Origin of the sequence: Nocardia sp. NPDC101769, from assembly GCF_044766925.1 — a bacterium.
Taxonomy (GTDB): domain Bacteria; phylum Actinomycetota; class Actinomycetes; order Mycobacteriales; family Mycobacteriaceae; genus Nocardia.
In genome coordinates, this window is the sequence record NZ_JBIWMX010000017.1 from 91,736 (window position 1) to 104,933 (window position 13,198).

The 13,198-nt window shown below is 68.4% G+C and carries 16 protein-coding genes; 8 read left to right on the forward strand and 8 right to left on the reverse strand.

Translation table 11 applies throughout. The features are described 5' to 3' along the window. Positions 1-260 precede the first annotated feature (260 nt). Both mqo and ACIRRA_RS25455 read left to right on the forward strand, forming a co-directional pair. Complete coding sequence (gene mqo / locus ACIRRA_RS25450; protein ID WP_402772697.1) at positions 261-1,766, forward strand: malate dehydrogenase (quinone); 1,506 nt, start codon at positions 261-263, stop codon at positions 1,764-1,766. A 111-nt stretch (positions 1,767-1,877) separates the two neighbouring features. Further along, positions 1,878-2,369: a PaaI family thioesterase gene (locus ACIRRA_RS25455; RefSeq protein ID WP_402772700.1), complete on the forward strand. Its 492-nt coding sequence runs from the start codon at positions 1,878-1,880 to the stop codon at positions 2,367-2,369. 21 nt (positions 2,370-2,390) lie between these two features. Here ACIRRA_RS25455 and ACIRRA_RS25460 read toward each other — a convergent pair whose 3' ends face one another. Further along, positions 2,391-3,398: an aldo/keto reductase gene (locus tag ACIRRA_RS25460; RefSeq protein ID WP_402772703.1), complete on the reverse strand. Its 1,008-nt coding sequence runs from the start codon at positions 3,396-3,398 to the stop codon at positions 2,391-2,393. 165 nt (positions 3,399-3,563) lie between these two features. On the opposite strand from ACIRRA_RS25460, the gene ACIRRA_RS25465 reads away from it, so the two are divergent. Further along, complete coding sequence (locus ACIRRA_RS25465; RefSeq protein ID WP_402772706.1) at positions 3,564-4,403, forward strand: helix-turn-helix transcriptional regulator; 840 nt, start codon at positions 3,564-3,566, stop codon at positions 4,401-4,403. A gap of 102 nt (positions 4,404-4,505) precedes the next feature. Here ACIRRA_RS25465 and ACIRRA_RS25470 read toward each other — a convergent pair whose 3' ends face one another. The 4 genes from ACIRRA_RS25470 to ACIRRA_RS25485 form a co-directional block, all read right to left on the reverse strand. Beyond that, positions 4,506-5,495 (reverse strand): pirin family protein, encoded by a 990-nt coding sequence (locus tag ACIRRA_RS25470; protein WP_402772709.1) that lies wholly within the window; start codon positions 5,493-5,495, stop codon positions 4,506-4,508. Positions 5,496-5,511: 16 nt separating this feature from the next. Next, positions 5,512-5,826 carry a GNAT family N-acetyltransferase gene (locus ACIRRA_RS25475; protein ID WP_357007160.1) on the reverse strand — a complete coding sequence of 105 codons (315 nt, stop codon included), beginning with the start codon at positions 5,824-5,826 and terminating at the stop codon, positions 5,512-5,514. A 3-nt stretch (positions 5,827-5,829) separates the two neighbouring features. Beyond that, positions 5,830-6,312 carry a carboxymuconolactone decarboxylase family protein gene (locus ACIRRA_RS25480; RefSeq protein WP_402772712.1) on the reverse strand — a complete coding sequence of 161 codons (483 nt, stop codon included), beginning with the start codon at positions 6,310-6,312 and terminating at the stop codon, positions 5,830-5,832. A gap of 85 nt (positions 6,313-6,397) precedes the next feature. Continuing rightward, positions 6,398-7,186, reverse strand: coding sequence for an alpha/beta fold hydrolase (locus tag ACIRRA_RS25485; protein ID WP_402772715.1), 789 nt, complete (start codon positions 7,184-7,186; stop codon positions 6,398-6,400). 45 nt (positions 7,187-7,231) lie between these two features. On the opposite strand from ACIRRA_RS25485, the gene ACIRRA_RS25490 reads away from it, so the two are divergent. Then, positions 7,232-7,630: a MerR family transcriptional regulator gene (locus ACIRRA_RS25490; protein ID WP_402772718.1), complete on the forward strand. Its 399-nt coding sequence runs from the start codon at positions 7,232-7,234 to the stop codon at positions 7,628-7,630. A 15-nt stretch (positions 7,631-7,645) separates the two neighbouring features. Here the strand turns inward: ACIRRA_RS25490 and ACIRRA_RS25495 are convergent, their stop codons facing one another. Further along, positions 7,646-8,107 carry a MarR family winged helix-turn-helix transcriptional regulator gene (locus ACIRRA_RS25495; protein WP_402772721.1) on the reverse strand — a complete coding sequence of 154 codons (462 nt, stop codon included), beginning with the start codon at positions 8,105-8,107 and terminating at the stop codon, positions 7,646-7,648. A gap of 114 nt (positions 8,108-8,221) precedes the next feature. Here ACIRRA_RS25495 and ribA point away from each other — a divergent pair, with 114 nt between their 5' ends. Together ribA and ACIRRA_RS25505 are read left to right on the forward strand one after the other, a co-directional pair. Then, the gene (gene ribA / locus ACIRRA_RS25500; RefSeq protein WP_402772724.1) at positions 8,222-8,857 is read left to right on the forward strand and encodes a GTP cyclohydrolase II; all 636 of its coding nucleotides are present in this window, start codon (positions 8,222-8,224) and stop codon (positions 8,855-8,857) included. A gap of 31 nt (positions 8,858-8,888) precedes the next feature. After that, a complete protein-coding gene (locus ACIRRA_RS25505) occupies positions 8,889-9,692 on the forward strand; it encodes a dioxygenase (RefSeq protein WP_402772727.1) in 804 nt (267 codons plus the stop codon). Positions 9,693-9,710: 18 nt separating this feature from the next. Here ACIRRA_RS25505 and ACIRRA_RS25510 read toward each other — a convergent pair whose 3' ends face one another. Then, the gene (locus tag ACIRRA_RS25510; RefSeq protein WP_402772730.1) at positions 9,711-10,178 is read right to left on the reverse strand and encodes a MerR family transcriptional regulator; all 468 of its coding nucleotides are present in this window, start codon (positions 10,176-10,178) and stop codon (positions 9,711-9,713) included. Positions 10,179-10,329: 151 nt separating this feature from the next. Between ACIRRA_RS25510 and ACIRRA_RS25515 the strand changes: the two genes are divergently transcribed. Then, entirely contained in the window at positions 10,330-10,533 is a 204-nt protein-coding gene (locus ACIRRA_RS25515; RefSeq protein ID WP_354836509.1) for a hypothetical protein, read from the forward strand. A gap of 26 nt (positions 10,534-10,559) precedes the next feature. On the opposite strand, the gene ACIRRA_RS25520 is transcribed toward ACIRRA_RS25515, so the two are convergent. After that, positions 10,560-11,051, reverse strand: a complete 492-nt coding sequence (locus ACIRRA_RS25520; RefSeq protein WP_402772733.1) for a SixA phosphatase family protein — start codon at positions 11,049-11,051, stop codon at positions 10,560-10,562. Between the two features lie 224 nt (positions 11,052-11,275). On the opposite strand from ACIRRA_RS25520, the gene ACIRRA_RS25525 reads away from it, so the two are divergent. After that, positions 11,276-12,943, forward strand: coding sequence for an FAD-dependent oxidoreductase (locus ACIRRA_RS25525; RefSeq protein WP_402772736.1), 1,668 nt, complete (start codon positions 11,276-11,278; stop codon positions 12,941-12,943). Positions 12,944-13,198 lie beyond the last annotated feature (255 nt).

Here is a 13,198-nt window from a genome sequence, read left to right on the forward strand (position 1 = left end):
GGGCACAATTAATCTGCCGCCCACTCCGCGCCTCTCCGGAGGCGGATGCTCTCATTCTGCGGCACAACTTCCGGAGAGCATCTCTTGGATTGTGGCCAATATAGGACCCTTTCGAGCAATGTCGCAACCGGGTCGGTAGCTCCGGGTGCGCCGGGCCGGGTTGGGCGATAGTGTTGCTGCGCCGCCCTGGCGGGCCGGTGGATGGTGCTAGCGTGCCCGTACGCTGTACGAGTTCAATCGGGGTTTTCCAGGTAATGACGATGAGAACACAACTGCCGCTGCGGCCCTACGATGTCGTGCTGATCGGCGGCGGCATCATGAGCGCGACGCTCGCGATGCTGATCAAGCATCTGGAACCCAGCTGGACCATCGGCGTGTACGAGCGATTGCCCGAGGTGGGCTCCGAAGCGTCGGCGGCCTGGAACAATTCGGGCACCGGCCATGCCGGACTGTGCGAACTCGATTACACCACCGAGAATCCCGACGGCACCATCGATATCGAGCCGGCGCTCGAGCTCAATGAGCAGTTCCAGCTCACCCGGCAGCTGTGGGCGTCGCTGGTGGAATCCGGGGTGCTGCGCAAGCCGGAGACCTTCATCAATCCGGTCCCGCACCTGACGCTGGCGCGCGGGCAGCGGGAAGTGGATTTCCTGCGCCGCCGTCACGAAACCATGTCCGCGCACCACCTTTTCGCGAATATGCGATTCAGCGACGATCCGGAGGTCATTGCCGACTGGGCCCCGCTGATCACCCGGGGTCGTGACGCCTCCGAGCCGATCGCCGCGACCCGCGATATCACCGGTAGCGATGTGGATTTCGGCGAACTGACCGGCCAGCTGTTCCATTGGCTGCGCTGGCAGGATGTCGAGATACACCGCAATTGCGAGGTGCGCGGGCTGCGCCGCAACAATGACGGCACCTGGCAGTTGCGGGTCGACTGGCGCACCGACAACGACCGCCTCACGCGAAAGGTGGACGCCCGCTTCGTATTCGCGGGCGCGGGCGGCTGGGCGCTGAAAATCCTGCAGCGGGCGGGTGTTCCGGAAGTGCACGGTTATGGTCTGCTGCCGGTGAGTGGCCGATTCCTGCGCTGTGACAATCCCGCCGTGGTGGCCGAGCACGACGGGAAGGTCTACGGCAGCGCGCCCGAGGGTGCGCCGTCGATTGCCATGCCGCACTTGGATACCCGGGTCGTGAATGGCGATCGCGCGCTGCTGTTCGGTCCGTACGCGGGTGCGAATCCTCGTTTCCTGAAACGGGGTTCGCTCTTCGACGCCGCGGGGTCGGTGCGGCCGGGCAATGCGGGCCCGATCGCGGCCATGTTGAAATCGAATCCCGAGCTGATGCGGCTGCTGGTGGCGCAGCTGGCCTCGACCCGGAAGAAGAAGCTCGCCGCGCTGCGGGAATTCGTCCCCGAGGCGCGCGCCGAGGATTGGACCCTGATCACCGCGGGTCAGCGCGCCCAGCTGGTGAAGCCGGATCCGGAGCACGGCGGGGTGCTGGCGTTCGGGACGGAAGTCGTTGCCGCGCAGGATGGGTCGATCGCCGCGGTGTTGGGCGCCACGCCGGGCGCGTCGACCGCCCCGGTGATTCTGCTCGAGGTGCTGGAGCGTTGCTTCCCGCGCTACTCCCGGCTCTGGGAGCCGCGGTTGCGCGAGCTCATGCCGACGCTGGGGCAGAGCCTGGCCAACGATCCGCGGCTGGCGCGCCAGACCATGGCCCGGACCGCCGAGGCGCTGGGGCTGGCCGGCCGGGTGGTGGGCTGAACCGGCGGAAGCTGTCGTGGATCCGTGGCAGGAAGCTGCCGTGGACAAAGCCGCGTCCGGCCCGGTATGAAATTGGAACAGGTTTCAATTTCTGGCCGGGCAGGAGAAGCGATGGACAGCACTACCAAGGACGAGGCGAACGCCGCCATGGGCGAGATGGTGATGGCGGGCTTCCAGAAGCTCGGCTTCATCCAGTTCACCGGTATCGAGGGCGTGGACTACACACCGGGCCGCAATGTGGTCCGCATGGCCGCGCGCCCCGAGCACTTCAACCACAATGGCGATATCCACGCCGCCCTGCTGTTCGGTCTGGCCGAGACGGCCGCCATGGGCGTGTCCATCTCCGGCATCGTGGACCTGCTCGGCGACACCTTCATCGTCGCCCGCGACGGCCGCATCGAATACCTGGCCCGGGCCAAGGGTGAGGCGGGCCCGTTCAGCGCTACCTCCGAGCTGACGCCGGAGACCATCGCCGAGACCCGCGCGAACATCGAATCCCGCACCGAGATCGAGCTCGAGGTGCCGGTGACGATCTCCGATGTCACCGGCAAGCCCGTGGCCCGCGCCGCCTTCACCGCGGTGATCCGGCCGCGCCGGAAGTGATTCCGGCGCGAGCGAAATGACTCAGCGCTCGCTGTCGAGCATGGCCATCTGCGCGGGCGCGTAGCGGCCGCCCGCCACCTGGTCGGCGGGCGCGGCCGCCTCGATGGTGGCCAGCTCGGCCTCGGACAGCCGAATGTCCACCGCCGCAACGGCTTCGGCCCAGCGTTCGGGCTTCCGCGCGCCGATCAGCGGCACGATGTCCGTGCCCCGCGACAGCACCCAGGCGATGGCCAGCTGGGCCACGCTCACCTGGTGTTCGGCCGCGATCTTCGCCAGCGCGTCGACCAGGCGCAGGTTGGCGTCGAGATTCTCGCCCTGGAAACGCGGGCTGTGCGCCCGGAAATCGGAGGGCGCGAACTGCTGCCCGGGCCGCAGCGAATCGCTCAGCAGACCGCGCGAGAGCACCCCGTAGGCGGTGATGCCGATGCCGAGTTCCCGTGCGACGGGCAGGATTTCGGCCTCGATGCCACGCGAGATCAGGGAGTATTCGATCTGCAGGTCCACGATCGGGTGCACGGCCGCCGCGCGGCGCAGCGTCTCCGCGCCCACCTCGGACAGGCCGATGTGGCGGATGTAGCCGGCCTGCACCAGCTCGGCCAGGCCGCCGATGGTCTCCTCGATCGGAATGTTCGGGTCCAGCCGGGCGGGCCGGTAGATGTCGACGTAGTCGGTGCCCAGCCGTTGCAGGGAGTAGGCGAGGAAGTTCTTGGTGGCCGCGGGCCGGGTGTCGACGCCGCCGAAGCTGTTGTCGGGTCCGCGCAGCGCGCCGTACTTCACGCTGAGCAGGATGTCCTCGCGCTTGCGGTCGGCCAGCGCCTGCCGGATGAGCAGTTCGTTGTGGCCCATGCCGTAGAAGTCGCCGGTGTCGATGAGGTTCGCGCCCGAGTCGAGGGCGGCGTGCACGGTGGCGATCGAGACGGCGTCGTCGGCGGTGCCGTACATGCCGGACATGCCCATGGCCCCGAGGGCCGGGCGGGAGACGGCGGGCCCGGTCTTGCCGAGCCGGACGGTGCTGAGGTGCGTGGTCATATCGCTAACACTGCGCCCCGCCGGCGAGGTCCGGGAGAGGAGCGTTCATCCAGGGATCGCCGATCCCTGGTAACCGCCCGTGGACGGCTGGGGAGTAATTCGCGCGCCGCAGACTGGGATCGCCGGTACCTGGCTAGCGGGCCGGGGACGGGGGACAGTGGTGAGGTGGATCGAACCGAGCTGGCAGACTTCCTGCGCCGCCGCCGTGAGCAGCTGCAACCCGCCACCGTCGGGTTGCCGCCGGGCGCGCGCCGCCGCACCCCGGGCCTGCGCCGCGACGAGGTCGCCATGCTCGCGGGCATGTCGACCGACTACTACACCCGGCTGGAACAGGCGCGCGGCCCGCGCCCGTCCGTGCAGGTCCTGGCCTCGCTGGCGCGGGCGGTGCGGCTAACCGACAGCGAGCGCGACCACCTCTACCACCTGTCCGGCCACCAGGCCCCCGCGCGCGGCGGCGACAGTCATGTGGGACCGGGCCTGCTGCACCTGCTCTCGAAGCTGGACGACACTCCCGCCGTGGTCATCTCCGACCTGGGTGAGGTGCTGGTGCAGAACCGCATGCACACCCTGCTGTCCGGGGACTACTCGCAGCGGCGCGGGCTGGAGCGCTGCATTCCGTGGCGCTGGTTCACCGAACCGAGCTCCCGCGCCATCTTCCCCCCGCAGGACTGGGAAGCCATGAGCCACAAGCATGTCGCCGATCTGCGCGCGGTCTCCTCCCGCCGCGCCGGCGACGCCGACGTGACCGAGCTGGTGGCCCGGTTGCGGGCCGCCAGCCCGGAGTTCGAGCGGCTGTGGAACGAGCACGAGGTGGGCACCGGCACCGGCCACATCAAGCGCATGATCCACCCGGAAGTCGGTGTGCTGGAGCTGATCTGCGAACCGTTGCTCACCCCCAGCGCCACCCGGCACGTGCTGATCTACTACCCCGCGCCCGGCACCGACACCCAGGAGAAGCTGGATCTGTTGCGGGTCATCGGAACTCAGTCCATGACCAGCCGCTGACGGTCGACCGCAACGAAATCGGCCCCGAACCAGTTGGTTCGGGGCCGGCCTTCGTCTCACTCGTGCGGCACGCCGCAGTTCACTCGTGCGGCACGCCGCAGTTCACTCGTGCGGCACGCCGCAGCGGCGCTTGCGCGGCTTCAGATGCAGCCCCGGCAGCGGCGGCGCGGGGATCCGCTGGTCCGGTGTGTGCCCGGCGATATCGGCGAAACGGCCGACATCGTGCTTCTCCCAGTCGTTGCGGGCCTGTTCGATCTCCTCGTGGCTGCGGGCCACGAAGTTCCACCACATGACGAGATCCTCGCCGAACGGTTCACCGCCGAGCAGCAGCAGATGCGCGCCGCCCGCGGAGTCGTGCAGCCGGAGGGACTCGCGGTCGCTGCCCAGGTAGAACAAGCTGCCGGGCGCGACGGCGGTGTCGTCGATGCTGAGCCCGCCCGCGATCACCAGCACCGCGTGCTCGAAGTCCGGATTCAGCGGCAGCGTCACCGCCGCACCCGCCTCGAGGCGCAGATCCGCGCCGACGATCGGGGTGTAGGCCCGCGCCGGGGAGGTGACCCCGCCGAGCGAGCCCATCAGGACGACGCCGTGCAGCCCCGGCAGCACGAACTCGGGCAGGTCCCGATGCTGCTCGAAATGCGGTGCGATATCCCGGGATTCATCCGGCAGTGCCACCCACAGCTGGAGCCCGTGACCCGAGATGTGGCCCGGCACCCGATATTCCGAGTGCGCGATGCCGCGTCCGGAGGTCATGAGGTTCAGCTGCCCGGGCGCGATCTCCACATCCGAGCCCACACTGTCGCGGTGGCGGATCCGCCCGTCCAGAGGCCACGTGACCGTTTGCAATCCGATATGCGGATGCGGGTCGATGTCGTGCCCCTCCGGGTTGGCGGGTGAGCCCCCGTCGAAATGGTCCAGGAAACACCACGCGCCGACCGTCGGCAGGTCCCGCTGCGGCAGCGACCGGAACACGGTCACCCCGCGCACGCCGCCCAGCGGCACCTCGCGGGCCGGAAAGAATTCGGCGCGAGGCCCGGGCCGCCCGGACGATTCGCACAGCGCCTCTTCCGGCCGTGGCTCCAGATCGCTCATGCCCGCTCCTCCCTGATCACCTCTTGATGCCCTTGCCCACTACGTATTCGTCGTATTCCGGGTGCTTGTCCAACCAGCCCTTGATGAACGGGCAGCGCGGCACGATGACGCGACCGCGGGCGATCACATCCTTGATCGCCTCCTGCGCGAGCAGATTCGCCAGGCCCTTGCCGCTGAATTCCTGATCCACCTCGGTATGAATGAAGGTGGTGTCGTTGTCGTCGCGCTCGCGGTACTCGCTGAACCCGGCGAGCGAATTCCCGTACCACACCTCGTACCGGTGTTGCGCGTCGTTACGAACGACTGCGGCCGTCACGGCCTGTTCGCTCATTGTTCAGTTCTCCTTCCGCACCCGCACCGGATGTCTGCTCATAATCGACACGCGATTGAACGCGCCGATAGTGGTCGCAGCCCAGATGAGAACGGACATCTGGTCATCCGATAAATGTTGCCGCGCAGCAGCATACTCACGCTGCATGGTCTCCTCATCCGGTAATGAAGAGACCGTCTCGGCCACCGAGAGTGCGGCCTGCTGCAGTTCCGTGAACAGGTACGGACTGCGGTGCCAGGCGGTCAGGACATCCAATTGCTGCTGGGTGACACCGGCTTCGCGGGCGTACCGGGAATGCAGGTCCAGGCAGAACGGGCAGCCGGTGAGCTGGGAGACGCGCACATTCACCAATTCCATGACCGCACGGTCCAGATCGGCGGCCGCGGCGGCGTTCCGCACCGCGAGTGCGACACTGTTGAGTTCGCGGAAGACCTCGGGCGTCTGCTTGTCGATCCACAACCGGTCGTGAGTTACAGGTGACTGCATAGTGGCTGCATCGTAAGCCGAGAATGTGAACCGTGCCTTCCGGTCTGAAAATTGGTGTTTCAGTCCGAGGTCTTCCGGGGTGAACTCAGAGTGCCGCGGCCGCCCGCTGCCTCGCGAAGAAATCGAGCACGGCCGTGTGCCAGGCGTCGGGCTGCTCCACCATGACGACGTGCCCGCCCGGGAGCTCGGTGTACTCGGCCCCCGGAATCCCGGCGGCCTGCGCGCGGGCGTTGGCCGGATCGCAGAGCAGGTCGCCGGTGAGCCCGATGACCAGCGTCGGTACCGCCACCCGCGGCAGGTCGGCGCGCACATCCGTGTGCTCGATCAGCGCCGCCTGCGCGGCGGTGCCGCCCGGGATGTTCGCCGCGGTCTGCGCCAGGATCTCCGAAAGCTGCTCTTCGGGAAGGGTATTCACGAAGTCCGCGCTGAACCCGGCGAGCAGGACGAACCGCGCGAAGGATTCGCGGTCCCCGGCGGCCAGGGCGCGCCGCCACAGTTGGATGTTCAGCCTCGACCGATTGTCGGGCTTGGCGAAGCCGCCGGTGAGCACCAGCCCGCGTACCCGCTCCGGATGCCGCACCGCCGCCCGGATCGCCACCGCGGTGCCGAGCGAGAAGGCGACGATCGAAAAGGTCCCGGCCCCTCGAGCCACCGCCTCGGCGACCAGGGCGTCGGCGAGGGAGTCCAGGGTGAGCGGAGTGTCATCGGCCGGGTAATCGGACCCGATGACCAGGTGATCGGTGGCGAGCAGAGGGATCAGGCCGCCGAAGTTGGCATCGATGCCGCCGCCCCCGCCGTGGGCCAGCACGATGGCGGGGCCGGAACCGGAGACCTGGGTGGTGAGGACCGGCCTTTCGGAAGAAATGTTCGTCATGGCGGCGACGTTAGGGATTCACATGGGTGTGAAGGTCAACTCGATGTGCGGGAGGTCACAGTGCTGATCGGCGAACTGTCCCGGGCCACCGGGGTGCCCGCCCGGCTGCTGCGCTACTACGAGGAGCAGGGGCTGCTTGTCCCGCACCGTGATTCGAACGGCTACCGCAGCTACCCGGCCACCGCCCCGGATCGGGTCGCCCGCATCCGCGAACTCCTCGACGCCGGACTGCCCACCCGCGATATCCGGGAACTGCTGCCCTGCGCCACCGACTCCGGCTTCCAGCACTGCGATCATTCCCGGCAGGTGGTGAGCGACGGTCTCGATCGCCTCGACGACCAGATCGCCGAGCTGACCCATCGCCGCATGCTGCTGGCCCGGCAGCAGGACGCGGTCCTGGCCGCGCCCTACGACCCGAATCCAGGTGTGGCCGAGGCGTCCTGAGCCGACTCGGAACGACTAGGCGGTTCCTTCCCGGAGGCGGCGATTGACCTCGGTGAAACCCGCTGCCACAGCGGCCAATTGCTCGGGAGTGAAGGCGTCGATGAAGAATTCGCGCACCGTCTCGACGTGACCCGGGGCGGCCTGGTCGAGGCGCTCGCGTCCGGCGTCGGTGAGGCGGGCGTAGACCGCGCGTAGATCGGTGCGGCAGCTGCGGCGGGCCACCAGGCCCGCCTTCTCCAGTTGGTCGACCTGGTAGGTGAGCTTGCTCTTGGAGTTGAGCAGGGTCGAGGCCAGTTCGGTCATGCGCAGTTCGCCGTCGGGGGCGGCGGCGAGGCGAACCAGGATCTCGTATTGCGGGTGGGAGAGTCCGGAGTCCCGCTCGAGCTGTCTGCCGAGTCGGCGTTCCAGCAGGCTGGAGGCACTCAGGAAGGCCAACCAGGCCGCCCGTTCCTCCTCGTTCAGCCAGCGTGGACTCATCTGCCCAGGTTACAGCCGGTTGTTCGAGTCGGAATAACCTTCCGCCGCCTGCGGTTCAAATTTGAACACTGTGCCCCATTCAAAGAACTGGTCCCTGGCCTCAGGAGAACTCTCATGAGCAGCACCTTCGTCGGCGCAAGCGTCCGCACCCGCGTGCGGATTCCGCTGACCTTCGCCGACGGCTACTCGACCACCGCACAGGCGGTCACCTTCGATGGCCTCGCCGACGGCCGCGAGCACGTGGCCCTCGTCCTCGGTGAACTCGACCCCGGTCCGGACGGGCCGGGCACGCCGCTGGTGCGGCTGCACTCGGAATGCCTCACCGGCGACGTCTTCGGCTCCGCCCGTTGCGACTGCGGACCGCAGCTGCGCGAGGCCGTCGAACTCATCACCGGCACCGGCGGCATCCTGCTCTACCTGCGCCAGGAGGGCCGTGACATCGGCCTCTACAACAAGCTCGACGCCTACGCCCTGCAGGACTCGGGCCTGGACACCTACCAGGCCAATACCGAACTCGGCTTCGACGAGGACGCCCGCGACTACACCGCGGCCGCCCAGATGCTGGCCGCTCTCGGCGTCGGCGAACTCGACCTGCTCACCAACAATCCCGACAAGGTCCGCCAGCTGACCGCCCTCGGCGTGACGGTGCGCGACACCGTCCCCACCGGCGTCCACGCCACCCCCGACAACCTGCGCTACCTGCGTGCCAAGGCCGAGCACACCGGGCACACCATCCGGCTCGTCGGCTGAGCCGACCATAGAAATCCCCGAAAGGAATCCCATGTCCCAGACCGTGACTCACGAGCGGACGGACCGCATGCCGGTGCTCTACCTGAGCCACGGCGCACCGCCCCTGGCCGACGACCCGATCTGGCCCGGCCAGCTCGCCGCCTGGTCGGCCGAACTGCCCAGGCCCACCGCCATTCTGGTGGTCTCCGCGCACTGGGAGGACGCGCCCGTCACTCTCGGCGCGACCACCACCGTGCCGCTGCTCTACGACTTCTGGGGCTTCCCCGAGCACTACTACCGGGTCCGCTACGCCGCCCCCGGCGCCCCCGACCTGGCCGCGAAAGTCCGTGCGCTGCTGGGAAGTCCGGGCCGGCCGGTGCACGAGGCGCCGACCCGTGGCCTCGACCACGGCGCGTACGTGCCGCTCGTCGAGATGTATCCCGACGCCGACATCCCGGTCCTGCAGCTGTCCCTGCCGACCCTCGACCCGGTCGGCCTCTACGACCTGGGCCGTCGTCTCGCCCCGCTGCGCGACGAGGGTGTCCTCATCCTCGGCAGCGGCTTCTTCACGCACAACCTGCGTGAGGCGAACTTCTCCATGCCGGCCGACTTCGCGCCCGGCTGGTCCCAGGAATTCGACCACTGGGGTGACGAGGCGCTGGCCGCCGGTGACATCGACGCCCTGCTGGACTTCGAACACACCGCCCCCGACGCCCGCCGCGCCCACCCGCGCACCGAGCATTTCGCGCCGCTGTTCGTGACCCTCGGCGCGGGCGCAGCCGAACTGGCCACGCAGCACACCGCCATCGACGGTTTCTGGTACGGAATGGCCAAGCGCTCCATCCAGATCGGCTGATCCGGGCGGAGCCGGGGCTCAGTTCCGCCGGCGGGCGGCGCCATTCGACCCGACCGGCGGATCACACGTCTGACCGCCCCCGTAGAGCTCGATCTTGTGGTCGAGGACCACCAGGGTGGACTGGAGTTCCTCGATCTGGGTGAGCACTTCGGCGCGGGTTCGCCGGAACATCTCGAGCCGCTCCGGATAGGTGTGCTCCCCGGACCGCACCAGCTCCGCGTACTTGACCATGTCGGCCACCGACATGCCCGTGCGCCGCAGCTTCCCGATGAACGCCAGCCACCCCAGATCCCGGTCGCTGAACCGGCGCTGGCCGGAGTGGTCGCGGCCCACGTAGTCCATCAGGCCGATGCGCTCGTACCAGCGCAGCGTGTCCCGGGTCAGGCCGCAGCGATCGGAGACCTCGCCGATCGAATACCGCGGCCGTTCGTGTTCCACGGTGTCCTGCGGCGCCGGATTGCGCTGTTGTACCGGTACTGCGCTCATCGGTCTCACCCCTTCCTGCCGAACCATTCACAACGCTAGCGGGTTGGAGTGCACTCCAAGCAAGCCTACGGGCGTGCGACGTGGAGGATCTGGGGTGCGCGAAGTTTCGGTGTGCGGCTCGACCGGCCCGTTTCGCGCCTACCCTGGGGTCATGGCTGGAAAAGACGTGGATCGGATCAGGGCTCGCTCGGCCCTGGAGACGGCCAAGGAACAACCGGTGATCACGGCCATTGCCGCGCTGCCCGTGGTGGCGGTGCTGGGCGTGGTGTGGTGGCTGCTCGGCTTCTGGCCGGCGCTGCTGCTCCTGCTGATCTTCGGTGGTGTCGTGGTGTGGAAGGGCAAGCTACTCGGCTGAGCCCGGCCCGGCCGAGGTAACCGGATCTACCGCGGCACGTGGAATCGCACCAGTTCACCCGTGCCCGGGTCGGCGGCTGCCCACGGGCGGTCGAACTCGATGACCGCCAGCGCCGAGGTGGGGAATTTCGCGCTCATCTCCTCGGCCGGGCCGGAGCGCCGGTTGGCTGCCAATTCCCATGCCGTCCAGGGCATTCCGGGGGAGTGGCCGATGACCAGCAGGGTTTCCACGGCATCGTCGGTGAGTTGCAGCATCTCGATGATGACGTGCGGGGATGCCTCGTAGATCGAACCCTCGAATGTCACCGGCGCGGTGATGCCGGTGGCCGCCAAGGTCTCCCGCGTCCGCGTCGAAGTGGAACAGAGGACGGCGTCGATCTCCGGCTGGGTGGCGCGCAGCCAGTCACCCGCCAGCGCCGCCTCGCGCCGCCCGCGCGGGGCCAGGGGCCGCTCATGGTCCTGCACGCCCTCGGGGTATCTGGATTTACCGTGCCGCATCAGGATGAGAGTCCGCACCATAGGCATTACGGTAGGGGGCCTCGAGTGCGCCCGGGAGACCGGTCTCGCAGCGGTGCGCGCCGGTGCCGACGTGAGACATGCTCACACTCGAGGCACACTGAAGGTGGCGACACATCGCAGTGCCGACACCCGATGGAATGCCGCCTATATTAGAACGTGTTCTACCGACCCTGCTCGAGCCCGAGCGGAGTATTACACGCGACAGTTTCGAGGATCTGCGAGATATGGCCTATGTGATCACGCAGCGTTGTTGCAACGACGCCAGCTGCGTACCCGAGTGTCCGGTCGATTGCATTCGTCCCACGCCCGAGCAACGCGAGTTCGCCACCACCGAGCAGCTCTATATCGACCCGGACACCTGCATCGACTGCGGCGCCTGTGTCGATGCCTGCCCGGTCGACGCGATCTTCTCCGAGGACGATCTGCTCGCCTCGCTGGCGCGCTTCCGCGATATCAATGCCGCCTACTTCCAACGGCATCCGCTGGAGTCGAACTTCGAGCCGCTGGTCGCGCCGTCACGGGCGCCCAAGGAACTGGGCACGCTGCGGGTCGCCATCATCGGCGCGGGCCCCGCCGCCTGCTACGCCGCCGAGGAGCTGCTGCGCCGCGCCGACGTCGAGGTGGAGCTGTTCGACCGGCTGCCCACCCCGTACGGCCTGGTGCGCGCGGGCGTCGCCCCCGACCACCCGGGCACCAAGTCGGTGGCCGGCCTGTTCGAGTCCGCCTTCCGGCGCGAGGCCTTGCAGTACCGGTTGAATGTCGAGGTCGGCAAGCACATCTCGCACGAGGAGCTGCTCGCCCACCACCACGCCGTCATCTACGCCGTCGGTGCGGCCACCGACCGCCACCTCGGCATCCCCGGCGAGGACCTGCCCGGCAGCCACTCCGCCACCGAGTTCGTGGCCTGGTACAACGGCCACCCGGACTTCGCCGACCGCGAATTCGACCTCTCCGGCGAGCGCGCCGTCATCGTTGGCAACGGCAATGTGGCGCTCGATGTGGCCCGCGTGCTCACCGTCGACCCGGACGAGCTGGCCAAGACCGATATCGCCGACCACGCCCTGGATGCGCTGCGCCGCAGCAACATCACCGAGGTCGTGGTGCTGGGCCGTCGCGGTCCGCTGCAGGCCGCCTACACCTCGCCGGAATTCCTGGCGCTGACCCACCTGAAGGGCGTCGACATCATCGTCGACCCCGAGGACCTGGTCCTGGACCCGGCCTCGCAGGCCGAGCTGGACCACCCGGAGGTCGAGCCCTCGCTGCAGCTCAAGTACACCCTCGCCCAGGAATACGCCGCCGGTTCCCGCAACCCGGACAACAAGCGAATCGTGTTCCGCTACCTGGTCTCTCCGACCGCCATCACCGGCGACGGCAAGGCCGAGGCGGTCGAGTACGTGCACAACGAGCTGGTCGAGGAGAACGGCCGCACCGTGGCCCGCGCCTCGGACCGGACCGGCACCCTCGAGGCGTCGCTGGTGCTGCGCTCCATCGGCTACAAGGGCGAGCCCGTCGCGGACGTGCCGTTCGACGAGTCTGCCGGCGTCATCCCCAATGACAAGGGCCGAGTCGTGGCCGACGGCAACCCCGTTGTGGGCGTCTACGTCTCCGGCTGGATCAAGCGCGGCCCGCGCGGGGTCATCGGCTCCAACCGGATGGACTCGCAGGAGACCGTCGACCAGCTCATCGAGGACTTCACCCAGGGCAAGCTCGCTGCCCCGCAAGCCGATCGCGCCGCGCTGGAGGCCCTGCTCGCCCAGCGGCAGCCCGACCAGATCGGCCGGGACGGCTGGAAGGCCATCGACACCGCCGAGAAGACCGCGGGCAAGTCCGCGGGCCGCCCGCGCGTGAAGTTCACCAGCGTCGAGGACCTCCTCAAGGCCGCCAAGGGGTAAACCCAACTCTCGGGACTCTCAGGGCTTCGCCCCCGAACCCCCGTGAAACGCGGACCTGTCCCTGCATCAACGGCTGTGGCCCCACCTGTAATGGGTGGGGGCACAGCCGTTTTGGCGGTTGGCCTGGGAGTTGACGGTCGATGAGGAGGCCGTCCTCGGCGCACGGGGAGGGGATGGCGGGGTTGGGTTGGGCATTGGTGATCGACCCGGCGCGCAGTGTCACAGGCAAACATCCAGCGAACGTATTGGCCCGCA